Origin of the sequence: Aeromonas sp. QDB17 (assembly GCF_027705305.1) — a bacterium.
Lineage (GTDB): Bacteria > Pseudomonadota > Gammaproteobacteria > Enterobacterales > Aeromonadaceae > Aeromonas > Aeromonas caviae.
In genome coordinates this window covers 367,031-388,024 of sequence record NZ_JAPDBP010000001.1, presented here as the reverse complement: position 1 = coordinate 388,024, position 20,994 = coordinate 367,031, and the positions used below count along the sequence as shown (strand labels likewise).

Genomic DNA, 20,994 nt, shown 5'->3' with positions numbered 1-20,994 from the left:
AAGGAAGTGCGCACTAAAGTAGCGTAAACAAGACACCGGTTTGAGGCCGGTGTCAGGTGATAACTAGATCTGTACAGCTCGTCAGATAAATGAGGGTTAACACTCCTTCAATCAAATCCGATATGCCGTAGGAATCATTCGGATTGTGATAAAGCAGGTCATAGCCAAATGCACGAAATCCGAGTCTGATCAGAAACAGGAAGGTACAGAGAATGGCCAATCGCTTTGTTTTTCGGTTGATATCTGTCATTCCTTCAGGGGCCGATGGAGAACAATACTGGGACACTTACCTTTTTGTGGCTTGTCTCGGCAGCGACGAGCTCAGAAAGGTGGTTGTCCTGATGTGTTATCATTGTGCCGCCCAACGCCCGCATTTGCGGCAGGTTTGGATCGCAGCGGAAACCTATCCGACAACATGCGCTGGTTAAATTTTGTCTGCATTTGCGACAAAGTGATCATAATATTTTTGCGCTTCTTCCTCAGGCCCTAGCGCAACGTCAATGAGCATTTGAAGACTCCATACTGGGCCGGGAATCACCTGCTCTAAGTCTAGGTTTTCGGGGTAAGCTTCTGGATCTATCGCCATTTCTAAGTTTTCAAACCACCAAAGTTCTATTTTTCTCAGTAGACTGATCATTTCTTCAAATGCTTCAGCGACATTAAAGTCTACACCTGACGAGGCAAAAGTGAGCATTTCATGAGCTAAGGTGTTTCGGCACCTTTTAATATGTTCGAATATCTCTAAATCTTTATCATCAATAGCATGCATATCTTGCAGCCATATCAATGATGCATAGAGAGGACTTCTGTTTAGGCTAAGCACCTCTTCTTTATATTCAGGGCTAACAACCATCCCATTTTCATCAAATTCATTTGTGTGAAAAGTTTCAATCTTGTCAATAATGCTGCTCTTGAGCATTTCGAAGGCCATCGAAAATATAGAAGCGGTAATAATATTTGTTTTAAGTATCTCAGGGTGAAGTACCCGTTCCCATGACGATTTTATTTTTTCATCCATGCTCGATCTCGAGAAAGAAACTTAACGATTAAGCTAAGGGGCGGGTTTTAGTCCGTCCCAGCGAGCGGAGTGAGCGATTTGAGCACATTCTTATTTGTGAGTCTTTGATACATATTCTTGTGCCAAATCTTGTTTTTGTTTGAGCTTTACTTCGTGCCAAGAAATACCAGATTCAATACCAGACACACGAGCTTGGTACTTATGAAATGCCCTTTTCAAAACAGACTCGACCGTTATACTTGTTTCCCTTTCCAGTGCGAGGACTGTATTGAGGTAGTTCCAAAGCAAATCTCCTAGCTCATCTTCTAAGTAGCAAGTACGATTTTTCGGTATCTCTTCAACTACCTCGTCTATTTCTGCTCTCAACCCGGACAGGTAGGTTTCCGAACCTGAATACCAAGTATTGTTTTGGTCGAACGCTGACTTGCGTCTTGCGATTTCTAGCAGATTATCAAAATTTTCCATCGAATACCCAGCGAAACACATAATACTTTAATAACCGGCGCGCTGTAGCGTGTCCGGCGCCGAAGGCGTGTAGTTGATAAATCTAACATTGGAACACCCATTTTTGGCGCGCTGGCGTTGCCGCGTCTTGCTCACAAAGGTGGGTGTCCTGATTTTCAAAATGCTAGTTTTAGATAACACCGAGTGGGGGGAGTGAGCGACTGGAATAATTGTTAAGGCTGTTATTTCATAAGATCTTCTACTTTCAGATAAGAGTTAATGTGTTCAAGTATTTTTTTTGCTGTTGGCTCAAACTTTTCTCTTGATTCATTGAATTCGTTCCAGATCCAAGTTGGAGAGAATGTTATGAGGTCAGTAGACCTTGGGTAGTGCTCAGGCATTTTTTTAGATGCCTCAGTTATAGTTAAGCCAATAGTAGTTAGGCATTCATGAGCTATGCTTCTGAAATCAATAATATGGTCTCTTAGCTGTTTTGGTAAAATCGGCGATGCGGACATTCTGTCGAGTTCCTTTATCTGATCCATAAACTCTTTAGTGTATTCAATCATCTCGTGTTCATACTTCTGCCATTTGGCCAGAATTATTGTTGGGTTAGAAATTTTATCGTCAGTAGGATGCTTATCTTTATGATTGCTGGTGGGCTCTACTTTCTCAAAGAATTTTTGCGCATGCTCAATCGATACAATCCCACCTACTAAAACACTATATGTTTTATCTCGCTCGGCATCATCAATTTTTATCTCGTTAGGGAAAAACATATCTACATATAAATCAGCCATCCGCAAAGTGTTCAATCTTAGTATCCTGTCTAGATCGAAAGCATCAAGTAAGTCAGATTCTGATTTGTTCTGGAAATACTGCAAGACCTCTTCGAATGCCTTAAGTTGCATTTTGAAGGTTTCAGTTCTAATTGGTGCGAACAGTGTTTTTCTGGCTTGTAGGTAGCTGAGTATGGTGACGATCGAAATAACGGCAAAAAATATTATATTTGAAATGTTTTTGATATCTTCAATCATGAGGTCGTGACCTAGATTTTTAAGGGTTGTCTAACTGTGATTAGATGAAAGGAGGTATTAATCTGATCGTAGAGTTTTCTATATCACTCCATCCTAATCTGAACACCACCACGCAAAAGTATAAACTAATTATGATATTACCAACCTGCCCCTGACATAATAACCTAATCGCCGGCCTTCTTCTTTTTTCTCTACAAGTTACACATTGTGTAAAAACACATCTCGTATGTTGGGCTAAAAATCGTAGGTTGGTATTGAACGAAGTGAAGCCCAGCGTTTACCTAAAAATATATCTGGAAATATGTTTTACGGTTCTGCCACATCCTTATTTACCCGCTCAGATTGGCGCAATTATGCTCGCCTGTTGGGTTTCGCTTCGCTCTGCGCCAACCTACAAAAACCACGCTACCGCCTCTGAGTTACAGCTCCCAGCCTGCTGCTTTTAACCTGCGAGAAAGCAACAATCACAGTCATGGTGCGCTCCCGAGAGATGGATTGTCGTGTGGCTATCATAAGAGGCCGGATTGAGACATGGAAAGAGGATGTTGATAGAAATCTGAGCTGGTTCAATTAATTAGTGAGCAATTGTCGTTTCAAGTAGGTTGCTGAGCGAGCAAAAATGCGAAAATTCCCCTCACCCCAACCCTCTCCCGGGGGGAGAGGGGGCTTGTTTGCGGTTAGACGGGAGCTGAGGGTTGGCACGGTTTTGATCCCCCTCCAAGGCGCCGAGTCGAGCTCAATGGGTCAGGGGCGCCGTCAGGGATGACGGCGCAGCCGCAGTTGGTACAGGGATGTACCATCTGCGGCGTTCCGCCCGACCCAGAGAGCGAGATGAGGGAATCCGCCGTAGGCGGGCGGCTTGGCGGGGGGCGGGAAGACCTTTGGTGACTTTGGGTCTTTCCAAAGTCACTCGCCCCAGCCCGAAGGGCGGGCGAAACCCTGTCGAGGGCAGAGCCCTCGCGTCCCATGCGGCGAAGCCGCATCGAACGCCTCACCGCTGGCTCTGGAGTTCGGATTAACTCCGCCCGGATCGCGAACGTCCGAATACGCTGCGCTATTCGAACCTACGATTCGATAACGCCGGGTGATTATGTGTTCCCTCACCCTGGCCCTCTCCCAAGGGGAGAGGGGACAAAGACATCGGGAGCGGCAGCAAGCAGGAAAGAGAAAGGGAGCCGGTCAGGCTCCCTTTGATGCGTTGATAGGGTGATACAACGATGGCCGCTCTGCCGCTCTGCGTAAGGAGGATACGCAGCCGGACCATTCACGGCCAATGGCATCTGACCCTATACCTGCCCCTACTTATTGGTCGCGGCCTTCATCCCTTCCACAAACTCCTTCAGACGAGTGAGCATATGCTCCGGGTTCTGGTGGTGGGTCTCGATGATCTTCACCACGGCGGAGCCGGAGATGGCACCGGCGGCGCCAGCGGCGATGGCCTCACGCACCTGAGCCGGTTCGCTGATGCCAAAACCGAGCAGGGCGGGGGGGGCGTTGAACTCGCGCAGGGTGTTGATGAGACCCTCCACCGGCATGCCGGCCTTGGTCTCGGCACCGGTCACGCCGGCGCGGCTCACCAGATAGGTGTAACCGGAGCCGAGCTCGGCAACGGCCTTGAGCGTCTCGGCATCGCCGTTGGGCGGGGCGATAAAGATGCTGTCGATGCCGAACCTGTCGGCGGCCGCCTTGTAGGGTTCGCACATCTGCACCGGCACGTCCGCCACCAGCACGGAGTCCACCCCTGCCTGCAGGCACTTCTCGTAGAAGCCGTCGATGTGGCGCACATAGACCAGGTTCGCGTAGACCAAAAGGCCAATGGGCAGCTGCGGGTACTTGGCGCGGATGCGGGCGAGCAGGCCGAAGCAGTCGTCCGGGGTGGTGTGGCTGGCAAAGGCACGCAGGGCGGCGCCCTGAATGGTGGGGCCGTCTGCCACCGGATCGGAGAAGGGAATGCCGAGTTCGAGGGCATCGGCGCCCCCTGCGACCAGGGCATCGACGATGGCCAGGGAGAGTTCGGGGGTGGGGTCACCCAGCATCACGAAGGGCACGAAGGCGCCCTGATTGGCCTTGTCCAGACGGGAAAAGAGTTGTGCGTAACGGTTCATGACAAGGTTCCTTCTTTTTCAAAGATGTCGGCAACGGTGAAGATGTCTTTGTCGCCACGGCCGGAGAGGTTGACGATGAGCACCTGCTCTTTTTCCGGTTCACTGCGGGCCATCTTGAGGGCATGGGCCAGAGCGTGGGAGGACTCCAGCGCGGGTATGATGCCTTCGGATTTGGCCAGTTCCTGGAAGGCGTCCAGCGCTTCCTTGTCGGTCACCGAGGGGTACTCGGCGCGGCCGATGGCGGCCAGGTGGGCGTGCTGGGGGCCGACGGAGGGGAAGTCCAGCCCCGCCGAGACGGAGTAGGACTCCTGGATCTGGCCCTGGTTGTCCTGCATCAGGAAGGAGTGCATGCCAAAGAAGACCCCCTTGCTGCCGTGACCGAGCGGCGCGCCGTGCTCGCCGCTCTCGATGCCGTGACCACCGGGTTCGACCCCGATAAGGCGCACGGAAGGCTCATCGATAAAGTCCGCAAACATGCCGATGGCATTCGAGCCGCCGCCGACGCAGGCGATCACCGCATCGGGCAGGCGCTCTTCTTTTTCGAAGCACTGGGCCTTGGCCTCTTCCCCGATCATCTTCTGGAACTCCCGCACGATAGTGGGGAAGGGGTGGGGGCCAGCGGCGGTACCGAGCAGGTAATGGGCGGTTTCATAGTTGGCGGCCCAGTCCCGCAGCGCCTCGTTGCAGGCATCTTTGAGGGTGCTGGAGCCGGAGTGTACCGGGATCACGGTGGCACCCATCAGCTTCATGCGAAACACGTTCGGCTTCTGGCGCTCGCAATCCTTGGCCCCCATGTAGACCCGGCACTTGAGGCCGAGCAGGGCGCAGGCCAGCGCCGTCGCCACACCGTGCTGACCGGCGCCGGTCTCGGCGATGATCTCGTGCTTGCCCATGCGCTTGGCAAGCAGGGCCTGACCCAGCACCTGGTTGGTCTTGTGGGCGCCGCCGTGCAGCAGATCTTCACGCTTGAGGTAGAGGCGGGTCTTGGTGCCCTTGGTCAAATTGCGGGTCAGGGTGAGCGGGGTCGGGCGACCGGCGTACTCGGTCAGGAGCGCCTGAAACTCGGCGACGAAAGCCGGATCATCCTTGGCATCGACAAAAGCCTTCTCCAGCTGGAGCAGGGCGGGGATGAGGATCTGGGGCACATACATACCGCCAAATTCACCGAAAAACGGATTGAGCAGGGTCATGGTTATCTTCCTTTACATTCTGCAATTGAGATCAGGTATGAGCCTTGTCGGGCTGAGGCGTATGGCTGGGGCACATACATGTCATCGACGAAATTCACCAAAAAACGGATTGAGCAGGGTCATACATTATTCCTTGTGCTTATGGGCAAACGCAGTTCATTAATTCGTTGAATGAGTCACGGGGGCGCTCACAGTTGACGCAAGGCGCCAAAGGCGGCCGCCAGCTTGTGCGCATCCTTCCTGCCCGGGGCACTCTCCACCCCGGAGTTGAAATCAAGGCCCACACAGCCCACCCGGGCGGCCTCGAGGGCGTTGTCGGGGTTGAGGCCCCCCGCCAGCATCAGCCGGGCTTTATCGAGGTGGGCCAGCAGAGTCCAGTCGAACGCCTGGCCGGTGCCGCCACTCTGGCTGCCAACTTTGGTATCAAGCAGCAGGCGATCCGCCGGGTAGTCGAGGGCGGGCAGGGGCTCGCCGCTTGTGACACCGATGGCCTTCCAGATCTGGCAGCCCGCCGGCAGCAGGGGGCGCAGGGTCTCGATATAGGCGGCGTCTTCATCCCCGTGCAGTTGCACGGCGGCGAGCCCCAGTGCATCCACCGTCTTGGCGATGGTGGCGGGCTGGGCATTGCGAAACACCCCGACGTAAGAGAGCGGCGCACCCGCCATCACGGCGCGGGCGGCGGGAATGTCCACGTAGCGCGGGCTTTTCGCCACAAAGATGAGGCCGCCGAACACGGCGCCCGCCTGATGGGCGGCGGCGGCGTCCTCGGGACGGGTCAGGCCGCACACCTTGTTCTGGCCGAGCACGAGCTTGCGCACCGCGGCCTCCAGATCCGGCTCCGCCATGAGGGAAGATCCCACCAGGAAGCCCTTGGCGTGGTGGCGCAGGGCCGCCACCTGGGCGCGGTGGTTGATGCCGGATTCGCTGATCACCACCCGATCCCCCGGGATCCTGGCGGCCAGCTGCCGGGTGCGGGCAAGATCGACGCTCAAATCCCGCAGATCCCGGTTGTTGATGCCAATCACTGGGGCGCCGAGGTCGATGGCGCGGGTCAGCTCCTCCTCGTTGCTCACCTCGGTGAGCACCCCGAGGCCCAACTCTTTCGCCACGTTGAACAGGGCGCGATACCCGTCGTCGGTGAGCACCGAGAGCATCAAGAGGATGGCGTCCGCCTGATAGTGGCGGGCCAGATAGACCTGATAGGGGTCAATCATGAAGTCCTTGCAGAGCACCGGCTGCTGGACGCGGCCGCGTACCCGGGGCAGGAAGGCGAAATCCCCCTGGAAGAACTTCTCGTCCGTCAGCACCGAGATGGCGGTGGCGTAGTGGCCATAGATGTCGGCGATGGCCTCCGGGCTGAAGTCGTTGCGGATCAAGCCCTTGGAGGGGGAGGCCTTCTTGCACTCCAGAATGAAGCGGGTGGAGCCTTGGCGCAGATCCCCCTCGAAATCCCGATCGCTCGGGGTCAGCGCGTCCTGGAAGCTCGCCAGGGGCTGGCTCTCCTTGCGGGCGGCGACCCACTCCTGCTTGGCCGCCACGATCTTGCCGAGGATGGTCTGGCTGATGGAGGCCATGTTCAGAAAGGCGTGGGGAGCAATGACATCTGACATCTCGTTATCCTTGCGAAGCTGGCTGTTGCCCGTCGGGCGTTCTGGGTGAGTGCCCCTGGGGCACGCTGTGGTGGCTGACATCATGCCTCCTGATGGCTCAGGGTAGCGAGATCCCGGGCGAGGAGGGCGGCCTGGCCGCTTGCCAGCACCGCCAGCACCCGGGCGGCGGCCTGCCTAAAGTCCGGGGCCTCGCCCGCCATCACCAGGAGCGGCGCCACGTTGGCGGCGATGGCGGCGTTGTGGGCCGGGCTGCCGCGTCCTTCCAGGATGGCGGCGGTGATGGCGCGGTTCTCCTCGGGCTCACCGCCCTGGATGGCGCTGACCGGGTAGGTGTCGAGGCCAAAGTCCGCCGGGGTGAGCAAGTACTCGCGAATTTCGCCGTCGCGGATCTCCGCCACCTGGGTCGGGCCGTGGATGGCAATCTCGTCGAGACCGGCGCCGTGCACCACCATACCGGTTTTCAGGCCGAGTGCCAGCAGGGTTTCGGCGATGGGGCGCACCAGCTCGGGGGCATAGACCCCCATCAGCTGGAAGCTGGGGCGAGCGGGGTTGATGAGCGGCCCCAGCACGTTGAACAGGGTGCGGGTCTTGAGGGCCTGGCGCACCGGCATGGCGTGGCGCACCCCGGCGTGGTACTGGGGGGCGAACAGGAAGCAGACCCCGAGCTCGTCCAGGCAGCGGCGGGCCTGGGCCGGGCTCATGTCGAGCTTGATGCCCATTTTATCGAGCAGATCGCTCGACCCCGACTTGCTCGAGACCGAGCGGTTGCCGTGCTTGGCCACTTTCAGGCCGCAGGCGGCGGCCACCAGGGCCGAGGTGGTGGAGACGTTGATGGTGTTGAGGCCGTCCCCTCCGGTGCCGACGATGTCGCAGAAGGCATAGTCCGGGCGCGGGAAGTCGCGGGCTTCGGCCAAGAGCGCCTCGGCGGCGCCGGCGATCTCCTCCGGGGTCTCCCCCTTGATCTTGAGGGCGGTCAAAAGGCTCGCGAGCACGATGGGATCCACTTCACCACGAACCACCTGGCCGAAGGCGTCGCGGGCGGCGTCGCGGGTGAGAGACTGACCCTGATAGAGGGTGTTGAGATGTTGATGCATGGTCTCTTCCTTACCGCACGTGGCTTTCTGGACGGGTGACATGGGCGAGGGCCTGGGTGAGCAGGCGGGCCCCTTCGCTGGTCATGATGGATTCCGGGTGGAACTGGAAGCCCAGCACCCGCTCGTCACGCTGCTCGATGGCCATGGGCATGCCCTGATAGTGGGCAATCACCTGCAACTCTTGTGGCACATAGGTGGCCACCAGGGAGTGGTAGCGGGCCACCGGCAAGGGGCTCGGCAGCCCCGCGAAGGCGCCATGACCGTTGTGCTCGATGAGAGAGCGCTTGCCGTGGACGATTTCCCCCGCCGCCCCGACGGTGCCGCCGTAGGCTTCGCACAGGGCCTGATGACCGAGGCAGATGCCGAGGATGGGCACCCGGCCCCGGGCCAGCTTGATGAGATCGATGAGGCAGCCCGCCTCATGGGGAGCGCCCGGCCCCGGGGAGAGCACCAGGACGGCGTCCCCTTCGCAGGCGTCGATCTCCTGCATGATGCGGCTCGCCGGCAGGCTGTTGCGGTAGATGCGCACCGGGTAGCCCAGGGTGCGGAACTGGTCGACGAGGTTGTAGGTAAATGAATCGAAGTTGTCGAGCAGGAAGATGTTAGTCATGGCTCACGTCCTTGTGTTGTTCCTGCTGGGCGCTGAGGGCCTGCAGGGAGGTGCCATGGCTGGCAGCGATGGCGGCCAGCACGGCCGCCGCCTTGGCGCGGGTCTCGTCCGCCTCGGCCTGGGGTTTGGAGTCATAGACCACCCCGGCGCCGGCCTGGACATGGGCGACCCCCTCTTTCACGAAGGCGGAGCGGATGACGATGCAGGTATCCATCTCACCAGCACCGTTGAGGTAGCCCACGGCGCCGCCGTAGCTGCCGCGACGCTTGCCTTCCACCATGCGGATGAGCTCGCTGGCGCGCAGCTTGGGGGCACCGGTCAGGGTGCCCATGTTCATGCAGGCCTGGTAGGCGTGCAGGGCGTCAAGGTCGGCGCGAAGGGTGCCCACCACCCGGGAGACCAGGTGCATGACGTGGCTGTAGCGATCCACTTTGAGCAGATCCTTGACGTAGCGGGTGCCGGGGGCGGAGATGCGGGCGATGTCGTTGCGGCCCAGATCCACCAGCATCAGGTGCTCTGCCACCTCTTTCTCGTCCTGGCGCAGCTCCAGCTCGATGCGGCCGTCCAGATCCAGGTTGATGCTGCCGTCCGGGTTGAGGCCGCGGCGGCGGGTGCCGGCGATGGGGTACATCTCCACCTGGCGGCTGTTGGCGCAGAACTTGACCGCGCTCTCGGGGGAGGCGCCAAACAGGGTGAAGCCCTCGTCCTGCACGTAGAACATGTAGGGGCTGGGGTTGGTCTGCTTGAGGCGGCGATAGGCGGCGACGGGATCCGGGCAGGGGAGGGAGAAGCTGCGGGACGGCACCACCTGGAAGATGTCACCACGGCGGATGAAGCCCTTGAGCTTCTCGACCTCGGCGCAGAACTGCTTGTCCCCCTTGTCGACGGCCAGGGCGCCGGTCAGCGGCGCCGTGCCCTGTGGCGCAGGCAGCGGCTGCTGACAGGCCTGTTTGAAGGACTCGAGGCGAGCGGTCAGGCGGGCGTAGCGCGCGTCCAGCTGCTCATCCTCTTCGCCGCCGAACAGGCAGGCCAGCAACTGGGTACTCTGCTTGATGTGGTCGATGGTGATCAGGGTCTCGGCCACATAGAAGCAGTAGTCAGGGCAGTCGTTGCTCCCCTCTGGCACCTCGGGCAAGTCTTCAAAGGAGGCGATGAGGTCGTAGGCGAAGCTGCCCGCCATGAAGAGGGCCTCTTTGCCCTGCTGGCATTGCAGCTCCCGCTGCAGGGTGCGCAGCACGTCCAGCACGCTGCTGCCCTTGAGGCGGCTGTCTTCGTCAAGCTCCCGATCGGACGCCGGGAAGTCGAGGTGCAGCTCGTCCGCCACTCGGGTCTGGGTGATGACGGCGGGCAGGCGCTGCTCCAGCAGGCGCAGCAGGGCGGCGCCGTTGTCGCCGAGGGGGCGCACCTGCACGGCGCGGCCGCGGCACTCGATGCGCAGGCAGGCGTCCACCAGCAGCAGGCTCTGGGTACCGGCCTTGGAGTCGATCTCCACCGATTCGAGCAGCAGGTTGTTGGGTCTGTCCTGGCAGAGTCGGGTATAGAGTGCCAGGGGGTCTGTCACATAGGGGGCATTGAGCCGGATGGTATCGAATTCGCCCAGGGGCAAACGGGTCTTGTTGCCTGTCATAATGCCTTCCCTTGCATGTGTTGTGTGTCACCGATGGTCATGGCGCTGTCTCTCTTGAAAATGGGTCGGGTTCGGGTCACGTCAGCGAGTTCGCCATCGCCATGTCAGTGTGCTTCTCTGAATTGTCGGTTTCATCACAGGTCCATTTGCCGGATAATAAAAAAGCCCGCTGGGGTCAGCGGGCTTTTTCTTTGGGTTCTTAACTTGCTGTCAGATTACAGGTACAGCAACGACCACACGCCCGCATGTCAGGGAGTGTGCCACCACCAGATGGTCAGGATGGAAGTCGCTTGCATGAGATTGAGTCCTGTAAAAAGATGTTTGCAATGAAGTGCCTACAGAAAACGATAAAGCCGCGGCCAAGTCAAGTCGCTTTTTTGCCGGCCTTTTCCAGGCAGGTCCCAAACAAGAGCGAAACACGCCGATGAGATTCGATCTTCATTGCCACACCACCGCCTCGGACGGGGTGCTGAGCCCCGCCGACCTGGTGCGCCGCGCCGCCGAAAAAGGGGTGGAGGTGTTAGCGGTCACTGACCACGATACCCTCGACGGGCTTGAGGAGGTGCGCCAGACCATCTTGGCCGACCAGTTGCCACTGCGCCTGGTGAGCGGGGTGGAGATCTCCACCGGGTGGGAGCATCACGAGATCCACATCGTGGCCCTCGGGGTGGACGAGAAAAATCCCCAGTTGCTCGCCTTTCTGGCAGGGCAGCGGGCTCGCCGGGAGGCGCGCGCCGAGGAGATCGGGCGTCGTCTGGAGAAGTGCCTCATCCCGGGCACCTATGAAGAGGCCAAGCAGCTTGCCGGTGACGCCGCCGTGACCCGGGCCCACTTTGCCCGGGTGCTGGTGGCGCGCGGGGTGGCCGACAATATGCAGAAGGTGTTCAAGAAGTACCTGAGCCGGGGCAACAAGGGCTATGTGCCCGCCGAGTGGCCCGGGATGGGGGAGGCCATCGAGGCCATCCACGCCGCAGGCGGGCTGGCGGTGCTGGCCCACCCGAGCCGCTACAATCTCACCGCCAAGTGGATCAAGCGGCTGCTGGTGGCCTTCAAGGCCGTCGGGGGGGATGCCATGGAGGTCTCCCTGCCCCAGCAGAGCCCACAGGAGCGGGCGAATCTCGGCCAGTGGGCCAGGGAGCACGATCTCTATATTTCGGTGGGGTCCGATTTTCACTTCCCCTCCAACTGGACCGAGCTTGGCCGCCACCTCTGGCTCCCCAAGGAGGGGATGCCGCTGTGGCTGGGTCACCCCGGTCATTTCGGGCTCACCCCCGAGGAGCATGCGGGCCTGCTGGCCAGCCGCTGACCCCCCCGGGCCGGCATCTTTGATGCAGGCGAGTCTGCGTCAAACAGGTTAAGGTAGTGTCATGGGCCAAGGGGCCCTTGACCATGAAGCGGGCAACGAGCGTGCCCCCTATCGCGAGAAGAGCATATGAGTCAGCATTTTTACGTACATCCCGACAATCCCCAGGTTCGCCTCATCAGCCAGGCGGTGCAGATCCTGCAAAACGGCGGCGTCATCGTCTATCCCACCGACTCCGGCTACGCCCTGGGCTGCCAGATGGGCAACAAGGATGCCCTGGAGCGCATCTGCCGCATCCGTCGCATCGAGCCAAACCACGACTTCACCCTGGTGTGCCGGGATCTCTCGGAGATCTCCACCTATGCCAAGGTGGACAACACCGCCTTCCGGCTGGTCAAGAACAACACCCCCGGACCCTACACCTTCATCTTCAAGGCCACCAAGGAGGTGCCGCGTCGCCTCATGAACGAGAAGAAGAAGACCATCGGCATCCGGGTCCCGGCCAACAACATCGCGCTGGCCTTGCTCGAGGCCCTCGGTGAGCCGCTGCTCTCCACCACCCTGATCCTGCCGGGCTCCGAGATGGCGGAGTTCGACCCCGAGGAGATTGCCGACAAGCTCGGCAAGCAGCTGGATCTGGTGGTCAACGGCGGGTATCTGGGCGAGCAGCCCACCACTGTGGTGGACTTCTCCGACGACGAGCCCGTGCTGCGTCGCCGCGGTGCCGGGGATCCGACGCCGTTTGAGTGATCTTGCCGACCCCGTGCCCGCGCTGACAACCCCCGCGGGCACGACGGGGGAGGCTTCCCTTCCCCCGCCCATCGCCACCGTGCTGGGGCAGCCCTACCATGAGCTGCCCCAGGACTTGTTCATCCCCCCCGATGCGCTGGAGGTGTTTCTCGACACCTTCGAGGGGCCGCTGGATCTCTTGCTCTACCTCATCCGGCGCCAGCAGCTCGACATCCTCAACCTGCCCATCCTGCAGATCACCGCCCAGTACATGGAGTACGTGGATCTGATGCAGGGGCTCAACCTCGAGCTGGCGGCGGAATACCTGCTGATGGCGGCCTGGCTCGCGGAGATAAAGTCCCGCCTGCTGCTGCCCAAGGCCCCGGAGCTGGAAGACGAGGAGGAGGGGGAAGATCCCCGCGTCACCCTCATTCGTCGCCTGCAGGAGTACGAGCGCTACAAGCTGGGGGCAGAGCGGGTCAATGCCCTGCCGAGGGTGGAGCGGGAGATCTTCGTCGCCGCCGCCATGGCGCCGGATTTTGGTGCCTTGAAGCCATTGGCGCCCGATGTTTCTCTGGTTGAACTCGCCCTTTACATGCAAAGTGTGGTAAAACGCGCGACTCATTTTGAACATCACCAGATCCGCCGCGAGCAGATCCCGACCCGGGTACGGATGGCGGAGATCCTCGCCATGCTCTCCCTGGGCCAGACCCTGCGCCTGGAGCAGGTGCTGCGGGCCGAGGAGGGGCGCATGGGGGTGCTGGTGACCTTCCTGGCCCTGCTGGAGCTGTGCAAGGAGCAATTGATCTGGATCTTGCAGGCGGAGCCCCTGGGCCCCATCCATTTTGCCCTGGCGAGTCAGGGGAAAGGGGAGGAGCATGAGCATCTACACTGAGCGAGGGGCGGCGCCAGGGGCGCGGACCCGGGAGGTCCACCGTGGCGCTGCCTGCTGAACGATTGAAGACCCTGATCGAGGCGGCGATCTTCGTGGCGGGGCGTCCCCTCACGGTGAGCGAAATCAAGGGCAGCGTGCTCTCGGACTACCCGGTCACCGGCCGCTATGTCCAGCTGCTGCTGGCAGAGCTCAGACAGGATTACAGCGAGCGGGGGGTCGAGCTCAAAGAGGTCGCCTCCGGCTGGCGTTTCCAGGCCCGCCAGGAGTATGCCGAGGAGCTGTCGCGCCTGTGGAGCGAGCGGGCTCCCCGTTATTCCCGCGCCGTGATGGAGACGCTGACGCTGATTGCCTATCGTCAGCCCATCACCCGGGCGGAGATAGAAGCCATCCGCGGGGTGGCGGTGTCGAGCCAGATCGTCAACACCCTCAAGGAGCGTGGCTGGGTGCGCAGCATCGGCCACAAGGAGGTGGCGGGTCGCCCCGAGCTGCTCGCCACCACCCGTGAATTTCTGGACTATTTCAACCTGCAGAGTCTGGAGCAGCTCCCCGAGCTGGATCCCGAGCTGCAGGCCCCCTTGTCGCTCATGCCGGGCGAGGGCGGTGACGGTCAGCCTCTGGCAGGCCGTGCTGAGCATGAACATGGTGGGGAGGCCAACGGGGCCGTCCCACAAGAGCCAAGGTTGTCCGCGATGTCGGCGGGCAGCGATCAACAATCAGGTAAACCCGATGAGTGAAAAACTGCAAAAAGTATTGGCCCGCGCGGGTCAAGGCTCCCGTCGTGAGATGGAGGCCCTGATCACCGCAGGTCGGGTCAGCGTGGATGGCAAGGTCGCCACGCTGGGGGATCGCGTCGAAGTGAACGCCGTGATCCGGGTGGATGGCCACCAGGTCAAGACCCGCGCCGCAGAGGAAGTGATCTGCCGCGTGCTGGCCTACCACAAGCCCGAAGGGGAGATGTGCACCCGCCACGATCCGGAAGGACGTCCCACCGTGTTTGATCGTCTGCCCAAGATGGATGGCGCCCGCTGGATTGCGGTCGGCCGCCTCGACGTCAACACCTCCGGTCTCTTGCTGTTCACCACCGACGGCGAGCTGGCGAACCGCCTGATGCACCCGAGCCACGAAGTGGAGCGGGAATACGCGGTGCGGGTCTTTGGCGAGATCACCGAAGCCATGTTGCAGCGCCTGCGCAAGGGCGTGCAGCTGGAAGACGGCATGGCCAAGTTCAACAAGATCAAGCCCGCCGGTGGCGAGGGTCTGAACCAGTGGTTCAATGTCACCCTGACCGAGGGCCGCAACCGGGAAGTGCGCCGCCTGTGGGAATCCCAGGAAGTGCAGGTGAGCCGCCTGATGCGTATCCGCTACGGCGACGTCAAGCTGGATCGCGGCATCCCCCGCGGCGGCTGGCAGGAGCTGAAACTCCCCGAGGTGAACTACCTGCGCGGCCTGGTCAACCTGCCCAACGAGACCGAATCCAAGGTCGATCTGCAGCAGGATGGCAAGAGCACCCGCCACAAGCAGGCCGCCCAGATCCGTCGCGCCGTGAAGCGCCACAAGGAGATGCAGGGCAAGGAGCCGCGCGCCCGTGCCACCACCGCCCGTCGCAAACCGACCTCCTCCACCCGCAATTCCGGCACCGGCAGCAAGTAAGCCGCCGCCACGGGCCGCTCGCCCCGGACACGCCACAAGCCCGCACCCCAAGGTGCGGGCTTTTTTGTTTTCTGCTCCTGCCGGGTTCCTTGAGACTGAATCGCCCAGGGGAGAGAAAGGGCCAGACAAGCTCCTCCCCCTTTTGAAGGGGGAGGCTGGGAGGGGGTGAGTAGTTGTTATGCTGACAGGGGTCATAGTCGGAGGAATACTGTCATGAACGAGAAGCCAGTTCGTGTTTTCAACCGCGAGGCCACGCTGGATAAACGGCGTGAACAACGAAACAATCCAACAGAGCCTGAACGGCGATTGTGGCAGGCGCTTCGGGCTGGGCAACTCGGAGTCAAGTTTCGCCGTCAGCAAGGTATAGGCCCATACATTGCGGATTTTTACTGCCCCGGGCGGTTGTTGGTCATTGAGGTTGATGGCGACAGCCATTTTGACATGCGGGGTCTGCGTCATGACAAGCGACGGGATGCCTACATGGCGGCCCTGTCGCTGACGGTACTGAGATTTAGCAACAGGGAGGTGATGGAAAATCTACCCGGGGTGGTTGTCTCTATTCGGGCATGGCTTGATCGCGTCTGACCCCACCCCAGCCCTCCCCTTGCCAGGGGAGGGGGCCAGAGTGCCCTCTGTACGGGCTGGAAAGCGTCATACACTTCCCTTTTTTGAAGGGGAGGTGGTTGCAGACGGGGATGTGCATCAGGATGGTTGCCCTGCCGGGACGGGCTTGTTAGCCTTTCGCGCACAAAGACAGGAGAAACCAATGAGCAAGGTACTGGATGAGCTGCTGGCGTTGCTGGCGCTCGAAAAGATCGAGGAGGGCCTGTTTCGGGGCCAGAGCCAGGATCTCGGGTTGCGATCCGTGTTTGGCGGACAGGTGATGGGGCAGGCCTTGTCAGCCGCCAAGCAGACGGTGGCAAGCGACCGCCAGGTCCACAGTTTCCACTCCTACTTCCTGCGCCCCGGGGATGCCAACAAGCCCATCGTCTACGACGTGGAGAACATCCGCGACGGCCAGACCGTCTCCACCCGCCGGGTCAAGGCCATCCAGAATGGCAAGCCCATCTTCTACCTCAACGCCTCCTTCCAGGTGGAGGCCGAGGGCTTCGAGCATCAGACGAAGATGCCGGCCGGCATCACGCCCCCCGAGCAGCTCAAGAGCGAGCTGGAGCTGGTGCGTCCCTACGAGCAGATGATCCCGGCGGCCCTGCGGGACAAGATCCTGTGCGAGAAGCCCATCGAAATTCGCCCGGTGACCCTGGTGGACCCCATTCGCCCGGATGTTCACGAGCCCCTTCGCTACACCTGGTTCAAGGCCAATGGCCCGGTGCCGGACGATCAGCGGGTCCACAACTACCTGCTGGCCTATGCCTCCGACTTCCACTTCCTGTTCGCCGCCCTGCAGCCCCACGGGGTCTCCTACTGGGAGCCGGACATGCAGGTGGCCACCATCGATCACTCCATGTGGTTCCACCGGGAGTTCCGGCTGGACGACTGGCTGCTCTACGTGGTGGACAGCCCGAGCGCCAGCGGCGGTCGGGGTCTGGTGCGCGGCCAGTTCTTCACCCGGGATGGGGTATTGGTGGCGAGCACCATGCAGGAAGGGGTGATCCGTCGCCGGGGCTGAGACGCCCCCCTTGCGCCAATAAAAAACGGGAGCCGATGGCTCCCGTTTTTTATTGCCTGCGCTATCAGGCTGCGTCCTGCTCGGTGCTGAGTGCTGGCTCGCCACTTTGGGCGAAACGATCGGCCCACAGGGCGATGACGCCGTCACCGGTGACGTTGCAGGCGGTGCCGAAGCTGTCCTGGGCCAGGTAGAGGGCGATCATCAGGGCGATGGAGGCCTCACCGAAGCCGAGCATGGAGGTAAGCAGGCCGAGCGCGGACATGACACCGCCACCCGGTGCGCCCGGCGCGGCAATCATGATGACGCCCAGCATCATGATGAAGGGCACCATGGTGCCGTAGCCCGGAATGGCCAGGTGCTCGGAGAGGAACATCACCGCCGTGGCGCAGGTCACCAGGGTGATGGTGGAGCCGCACAGGTGGATGGTGGCGCACAGGGGCACGGTGAAGTTGGCGATGCCGTCGCTCACGCCGTTGCGCTTGCTGGCTTGCAGGGCCACCGGAATGGTGGCGGCGCTGGACATGGTGCCAAGGGCGGTGAAGTAGGCGGGCAGCATGTTCTTGATGAGCATGACGGGGGAGCGCCCCTGGGCGAGGCCGGTGCCGACGAACAGGACGCAGAGCCAGATCCAGTGCATGACGATGGCCATCACCAGCACTACCCCGAAGGTCTTGAGGGTGGCGAAGACGGTGCCTTCCACCGTCATCTCGACGAAGACGCCGGCGATGTAGAAGGGGAGCAGGGGAATGATCACGCGTGCCAGCAGGCGGTCGATGATGTCACGGCCCTGATCGGCGACCCGGCGCAGGTCGGTGGCCTGGGTGGCGCTGATGCCGATGCCGAACACGAAGGCGGCGGCCAGGGCCGACATCACCCCGAACAGGGGCGGGATCTCGAGATTGATATAGGAAGCGAGCTTGATGGCAGCCTCGGCGGTGGGCTCGGCGGCCGTGGTCAGGTGCGGGATCAGGTGGCTTGCCACGGTGAAGGCGAACAGGCCCGCCAGTATGGTGGAGCAGTAGGAGAGCCCCACCGTCTTGCCCAGCAGCTTGCCGGAGTTCTTCGGCAGGCTGGCGATGCCGCTCATGATGAAGAAGAGGATGATGAGCGGGATGGTGAAGGTGATGAGCTGGCCTATCACCGTCTTGGCGGTGAACAGCACGCGGGCGACCCATTCGGGGGCATAGAGACCGAGCAGCAGGCCGGCGAGGATACCGGCAACCAGATTGAGAACAAGTTTCATGGGGGAATCCAGGTGTTGGTGTCTGATTTGTTATTTAATTTTGATTTTAATGCCGCTTTTTAACACAAACACCGCATCTTGTCTGCTTTATGGTGGTTAACTCAGGGTTAAATATTGTTAACGGGCTGAATGCCGTGAGGTGTCACTGTCCCCGGGGGCTTTCGCGGATCAGCGCCGCACCAGCAAGGCGTGCAGCCAGGGGCCGTTTACCTCATCTTCCCCCACCCAGTTATGGTGCAGGGTGAAGGGGAGGAGAGCGATCAGGCGTCGCAGCCCCGCCTCGTCGAGCCGGGTCTGCAGGGGATATTCCCCCGACCGTGGCAGCGGTTCGCCCTCCCCGTGGGGGAAGGAGGCGTAGAGGGGGCCCCCGGCCTTGAGGAGGGTGGCCAGATGACCGAGCGCCGGGGCTATCTCGTGTTCGGGCAGACAGGGGAGGGAGCCGCTGGCCCAGATGCCGTCATAGGGAACGACGCTTTGCATCTGCTCGAAGCGGCAGACTCGCACCGGCTGGCCGCACAGGCGCGAGGCGGCGGCGGCCTGTGCCCGGCTCGCATCGAAGGCGGTCACGGTGAGGCCTTGCTGGCGAAAGAGGCGCAGATCCTCTCCTGCCCCGCAACCGGCCTCCAGCAGATGACGGCCGCTGCCCAGCAGGGCCAGGAAGAGGGCATGGGCGCCTGCCACGAGGGCGGGGCGAGGGGCGGCGTCGTGCGCCGGCGCGGGGGCGTGTGGCAAGGGTGTCGGGCTCATCGTGGTGGGGGGCGTTACTCTAGCAGGTTTGCCCTCGGCTGTTGAGCATTGGCGGGGGCGGCGCGTCTTGCAGACTCAGGGGTGGCGGCGAAGGGTGGGGCTCGCGATGAGGGTGAACAGGGTATCGAGGAGAAAGTCCGACTCCTCAATCAGATCGATGCGATCCGGGAAGTGCAGCCAGTTGATGATGTAGCCGTCCAGGGTGCAGTGGAGCAGGGTGGCGGCGCGGCGCAGATCCAGCCCCTCGGGCAGTTGGCCGCGGTGCACGGCATTGGCCAGGGTGATCTCCAGATCCCGGAAGAAATTCATGGATTGCAGGTGCATGTGCTCGCGCATGACGGCGGCCTCTCCCTCCATGGATTCCAGATTGAACATGATAGTGAACATCTGCTGGTGGGCGGGCTCGGTGCTGATCTTGAGCATCACCTCCTTGAGAAAGCTGCGCAGCTTGCCCAGGGGATCCGGCTCCGCCTCGTCGACGCAGGCATCGAGCTGGTGGGAGAGGGGGGCACACAGCTCCTCCCACAGGGTGACGAACAGCTCTTCTTTATTCTTGAAGTGCCAGTAGATGGCGCCCCGGGTGAGGTCCGTCGCCTTGGCGATATCGGTCAGGCTGGTGCGTGCCAGCCCCTGTTGGCAGAAGAGATCCAGGGCCGTGCTCATGATGTTGCAGCGGGTTTGCTGCGCCTCTTCTTTGGTGCGTCTGGCCATTGACTCCGGTCCTGTTTAAAAGTGAAAAAAGTTTCTTACATACATTCATGAATGTATGTATATTGCCTCATCTTCGCCGTTTTACCAACAGGGGCCTTATAAACCCTGTGGTTTTGTCACTTCTTTTTGATTGAAACAGAGGTTCAGAGTCTTGATGCATAAACATATTCTCGCACGTTCGGTCGGCCTTGCCTTGCTGGCAAGCGGCCTGCTGGCTGGCTGTGGTGACAAGGACGGGGCCCAGCAGGCCATGGGGGAGATGCCTCCCGCCGCCGTGGACGTGGTCACCCTCCATACGGCCCCCCTGCAACTGTTGTCCGAGCTCACCGGCCGCACCGCCCCCCTGCGGGTGGCCGAGGTGCGTCCCCAGGTGAACGGCATCATCCTCAAGCGCCTGTTCACCGAGGGGAGCGACGTCAAGGCCGGTCAACTGCTCTATCAGATTGATCCCGCCGTCTATCAGGCCGAAGTGGCTTCCGCCAAGGCCAACCTCGCCAAGGCCGAGGCCAATGAGCGCAGCGCCCGCCTCAAGGCCCAGCGCTACGCCGAGCTGGTGAAGGTGAAAGCCATCAGCAGCCAGGAGTATGACGACGCCGACGCGGCCTGGAAACAGCAGCTGGCCGAGATCGGGGCCGCAAAGGCTGCGTTGCAGACCGCCAACATCAACCTGGCCTACACCCGCATCACGGCCCCCATCAGCGGCCGCATCGGCAAGTCGGCGGTGACCGAGGGTGCCCTGGTCACCGCCCAGCAGGCGGACAGCCTCACCTCCATCTCCCAGCTCGATCCCATGTACGTGGACGTGCGCCAGTCCACCGCCGACCTGCTGCGGCTCAAGCGCCTGGTGGCCGAGGGCAAGCTGACCCAGGGGGAGAAGGACGGGGCCGGTGTCAGCTTCCAGCTGGAAGATGGCAGCCAGTATGGCGAGAAAGGGGCCCTCCAGTTCTCCGACGTGACCGTGGACGAGGCGACCGGCATGGTGACCCTGCGGGTGATCGTGCCCAACCCGGATCAACTGCTGCTGCCCGGCATGTTCATGCGCGCCACCTTGCAGGAGGGCGAGCGCCCGCAAGGCCTGCTGGTGCCCCAGACTGCCGTGACCCGCACCCCCAAGGGCGGTGCCACCGTCATGGTGGTGACGGCGGACAACAAGGTGGAACTGCGTGAAGTGCAGGTCGGCCGCATGTCCGGCGACAGCTGGGTGGTGGAGTCCGGTCTCAAGGCTGGCGAGAAGGTGATCGTCGCCGGTCTGCAGAAAGTCAAACCCGGGGTTGTGGTGGCGCCCACTGAACGTGCCGGCAACAGCGCACAACAGACCCCGGCAACCAAGCAGTAGGATGGAGTAGTCGCC

Annotated in this window: 20 protein-coding genes; 8 read left to right on the top strand and 12 right to left on the bottom strand. The window is 61.0% G+C overall.

From position 1 onward, the window contains the following. Positions 1 to 424 precede the first annotated feature (424 nt). The 9 genes from OKC41_RS01710 to OKC41_RS01670 all read right to left on the bottom strand — a co-directional run bounded on the left by OKC41_RS01710 (position 425) and on the right by OKC41_RS01670 (position 10,735). Positions 425 to 1,018, bottom strand: coding sequence for a hypothetical protein (locus tag OKC41_RS01710; protein ID WP_270671644.1), 594 nt, complete (start codon positions 1,016 to 1,018; stop codon positions 425 to 427). Positions 1,019 to 1,108: 90 nt separating this feature from the next. After that, positions 1,109 to 1,483 (bottom strand): MazG nucleotide pyrophosphohydrolase domain-containing protein, encoded by a 375-nt coding sequence (locus OKC41_RS01705; protein ID WP_270671643.1) that lies wholly within the window; start codon positions 1,481 to 1,483, stop codon positions 1,109 to 1,111. A 221-nt stretch (positions 1,484 to 1,704) separates the two neighbouring features. Then, complete coding sequence (locus OKC41_RS01700) at positions 1,705 to 2,499, bottom strand: hypothetical protein (RefSeq protein WP_270671642.1); 795 nt, start codon at positions 2,497 to 2,499, stop codon at positions 1,705 to 1,707. Positions 2,500 to 3,797: 1,298 nt separating this feature from the next. Further along, entirely contained in the window at positions 3,798 to 4,604 is an 807-nt protein-coding gene (trpA, locus tag OKC41_RS01695) for a tryptophan synthase subunit alpha (protein ID WP_270671641.1), read from the bottom strand. Further along, entirely contained in the window at positions 4,601 to 5,794 is a 1,194-nt protein-coding gene (gene trpB, locus OKC41_RS01690; protein ID WP_041214833.1) for a tryptophan synthase subunit beta, read from the bottom strand. Before trpB ends, trpA begins: the two co-directional genes overlap by 4 nt. 188 nt (positions 5,795 to 5,982) lie before the next feature. Then, complete coding sequence (trpCF, locus tag OKC41_RS01685) at positions 5,983 to 7,485, bottom strand: bifunctional indole-3-glycerol-phosphate synthase TrpC/phosphoribosylanthranilate isomerase TrpF (RefSeq protein WP_270671640.1); 1,503 nt, start codon at positions 7,483 to 7,485, stop codon at positions 5,983 to 5,985. Next, on the bottom strand, positions 7,485 to 8,498 hold the full coding sequence (gene trpD / locus OKC41_RS01680) for an anthranilate phosphoribosyltransferase (RefSeq protein ID WP_010673697.1): 1,014 nt from the start codon (positions 8,496 to 8,498) through the stop codon (positions 7,485 to 7,487). The genes trpCF and trpD overlap by 1 nt, the downstream gene beginning before the upstream one ends. A 10-nt stretch (positions 8,499 to 8,508) precedes the next feature. Next, complete coding sequence (locus tag OKC41_RS01675) at positions 8,509 to 9,108, bottom strand: aminodeoxychorismate/anthranilate synthase component II (protein WP_039039194.1); 600 nt, start codon at positions 9,106 to 9,108, stop codon at positions 8,509 to 8,511. Next, the gene (locus OKC41_RS01670; RefSeq protein ID WP_041213211.1) at positions 9,101 to 10,735 is read right to left on the bottom strand and encodes an anthranilate synthase component 1; all 1,635 of its coding nucleotides are present in this window, start codon (positions 10,733 to 10,735) and stop codon (positions 9,101 to 9,103) included. The genes OKC41_RS01675 and OKC41_RS01670 overlap by 8 nt, the downstream gene beginning before the upstream one ends. Positions 10,736 to 11,159: 424 nt before the next feature. Here OKC41_RS01670 and OKC41_RS01665 point away from each other — a divergent pair, with 424 nt between their 5' ends. From OKC41_RS01665 to tesB, 7 genes are all read left to right on the top strand, one after another. Next, complete coding sequence (locus OKC41_RS01665; RefSeq protein WP_111896898.1) at positions 11,160 to 12,041, top strand: PHP domain-containing protein; 882 nt, start codon at positions 11,160 to 11,162, stop codon at positions 12,039 to 12,041. A gap of 126 nt (positions 12,042 to 12,167) precedes the next feature. Continuing rightward, on the top strand, positions 12,168 to 12,788 hold the full coding sequence (locus tag OKC41_RS01660; protein ID WP_010673702.1) for an L-threonylcarbamoyladenylate synthase: 621 nt from the start codon (positions 12,168 to 12,170) through the stop codon (positions 12,786 to 12,788). Beyond that, positions 12,781 to 13,662, top strand: a complete 882-nt coding sequence (locus OKC41_RS01655) for a ScpA family protein (RefSeq protein ID WP_010673703.1) — start codon at positions 12,781 to 12,783, stop codon at positions 13,660 to 13,662. The genes OKC41_RS01660 and OKC41_RS01655 overlap by 8 nt, the downstream gene beginning before the upstream one ends. A 41-nt stretch (positions 13,663 to 13,703) precedes the next feature. Next, a complete protein-coding gene (gene scpB, locus OKC41_RS01650; protein WP_043155571.1) occupies positions 13,704 to 14,396 on the top strand; it encodes an SMC-Scp complex subunit ScpB in 693 nt (230 codons plus the stop codon). Continuing rightward, positions 14,389 to 15,312, top strand: coding sequence for a 23S rRNA pseudouridine(2605) synthase RluB (rluB, locus tag OKC41_RS01645; protein WP_039039190.1), 924 nt, complete (start codon positions 14,389 to 14,391; stop codon positions 15,310 to 15,312). Before scpB ends, rluB begins: the two co-directional genes overlap by 8 nt. 213 nt (positions 15,313 to 15,525) lie before the next feature. After that, positions 15,526 to 15,897, top strand: a complete 372-nt coding sequence (locus tag OKC41_RS01640) for an endonuclease domain-containing protein (RefSeq protein WP_039039189.1) — start codon at positions 15,526 to 15,528, stop codon at positions 15,895 to 15,897. Between the two features lie 181 nt (positions 15,898 to 16,078). Then, positions 16,079 to 16,942 (top strand): acyl-CoA thioesterase II, encoded by an 864-nt coding sequence (gene tesB, locus OKC41_RS01635; RefSeq protein WP_103260450.1) that lies wholly within the window; start codon positions 16,079 to 16,081, stop codon positions 16,940 to 16,942. Positions 16,943 to 17,006: 64 nt separating this feature from the next. Here tesB and OKC41_RS01630 read toward each other — a convergent pair whose 3' ends face one another. The 3 genes from OKC41_RS01630 to OKC41_RS01620 form a co-directional block, all read right to left on the bottom strand. Further along, positions 17,007 to 18,185, bottom strand: a complete 1,179-nt coding sequence (locus OKC41_RS01630) for a dicarboxylate/amino acid:cation symporter (RefSeq protein WP_201893546.1) — start codon at positions 18,183 to 18,185, stop codon at positions 17,007 to 17,009. A gap of 168 nt (positions 18,186 to 18,353) precedes the next feature. Further along, positions 18,354 to 18,917 (bottom strand): bifunctional 2-polyprenyl-6-hydroxyphenol methylase/3-demethylubiquinol 3-O-methyltransferase UbiG, encoded by a 564-nt coding sequence (locus OKC41_RS01625; RefSeq protein ID WP_234916765.1) that lies wholly within the window; start codon positions 18,915 to 18,917, stop codon positions 18,354 to 18,356. A 90-nt stretch (positions 18,918 to 19,007) separates the two neighbouring features. Then, on the bottom strand, positions 19,008 to 19,643 hold the full coding sequence (locus OKC41_RS01620) for a TetR family transcriptional regulator (RefSeq protein WP_045524073.1): 636 nt from the start codon (positions 19,641 to 19,643) through the stop codon (positions 19,008 to 19,010). Positions 19,644 to 19,797: 154 nt separating this feature from the next. Here OKC41_RS01620 and OKC41_RS01615 point away from each other — a divergent pair, with 154 nt between their 5' ends. Further along, a complete protein-coding gene (locus tag OKC41_RS01615; protein WP_010673710.1) occupies positions 19,798 to 20,979 on the top strand; it encodes an efflux RND transporter periplasmic adaptor subunit in 1,182 nt (393 codons plus the stop codon). The last annotated feature ends 15 nt before the right edge of the window (positions 20,980 to 20,994 follow it).

Bases quoted from the DNA above. Each gene is read 5' to 3' on its own strand.
- OKC41_RS01670 (WP_041213211.1), bottom strand. From the start codon at position 10,735: ATGACAGGCAACAAGACCCGTTTGCCCCTGGGCGAATTCGATACCATC.
- OKC41_RS01640 (WP_039039189.1), top strand. From the start codon at position 15,526: ATGAACGAGAAGCCAGTTCGTGTTTTCAACCGCGAGGCCACGCTGGAT.
- tesB (WP_103260450.1), top strand. From the start codon at position 16,079: ATGAGCAAGGTACTGGATGAGCTGCTGGCGTTGCTGGCGCTCGAAAAG.
- OKC41_RS01705 (WP_270671643.1), bottom strand. From the start codon at position 1,483: ATGGAAAATTTTGATAATCTGCTAGAAATCGCAAGACGCAAGTCAGCG.
- trpCF (WP_270671640.1), bottom strand. From the start codon at position 7,485: ATGTCAGCCACCACAGCGTGCCCCAGGGGCACTCACCCAGAACGCCCG.
- rluB (WP_039039190.1), top strand. From the start codon at position 14,389: ATGAGTGAAAAACTGCAAAAAGTATTGGCCCGCGCGGGTCAAGGCTCC.
- OKC41_RS01630 (WP_201893546.1), bottom strand. From the start codon at position 18,185: ATGAAACTTGTTCTCAATCTGGTTGCCGGTATCCTCGCCGGCCTGCTG.
- trpB (WP_041214833.1), bottom strand. From the start codon at position 5,794: ATGACCCTGCTCAATCCGTTTTTCGGTGAATTTGGCGGTATGTATGTG.
- trpA (WP_270671641.1), bottom strand. From the start codon at position 4,604: ATGAACCGTTACGCACAACTCTTTTCCCGTCTGGACAAGGCCAATCAG.
- OKC41_RS01615 (WP_010673710.1), top strand. From the start codon at position 19,798: ATGCATAAACATATTCTCGCACGTTCGGTCGGCCTTGCCTTGCTGGCA.
- OKC41_RS01660 (WP_010673702.1), top strand. From the start codon at position 12,168: ATGAGTCAGCATTTTTACGTACATCCCGACAATCCCCAGGTTCGCCTC.
- OKC41_RS01700 (WP_270671642.1), bottom strand. From the start codon at position 2,499: ATGATTGAAGATATCAAAAACATTTCAAATATAATATTTTTTGCCGTT.
- OKC41_RS01710 (WP_270671644.1), bottom strand. From the start codon at position 1,018: ATGGATGAAAAAATAAAATCGTCATGGGAACGGGTACTTCACCCTGAG.
- OKC41_RS01665 (WP_111896898.1), top strand. From the start codon at position 11,160: ATGAGATTCGATCTTCATTGCCACACCACCGCCTCGGACGGGGTGCTG.
- OKC41_RS01620 (WP_045524073.1), bottom strand. From the start codon at position 19,643: ATGGCCAGACGCACCAAAGAAGAGGCGCAGCAAACCCGCTGCAACATC.
- OKC41_RS01675 (WP_039039194.1), bottom strand. From the start codon at position 9,108: ATGACTAACATCTTCCTGCTCGACAACTTCGATTCATTTACCTACAAC.
- trpD (WP_010673697.1), bottom strand. From the start codon at position 8,498: ATGCATCAACATCTCAACACCCTCTATCAGGGTCAGTCTCTCACCCGC.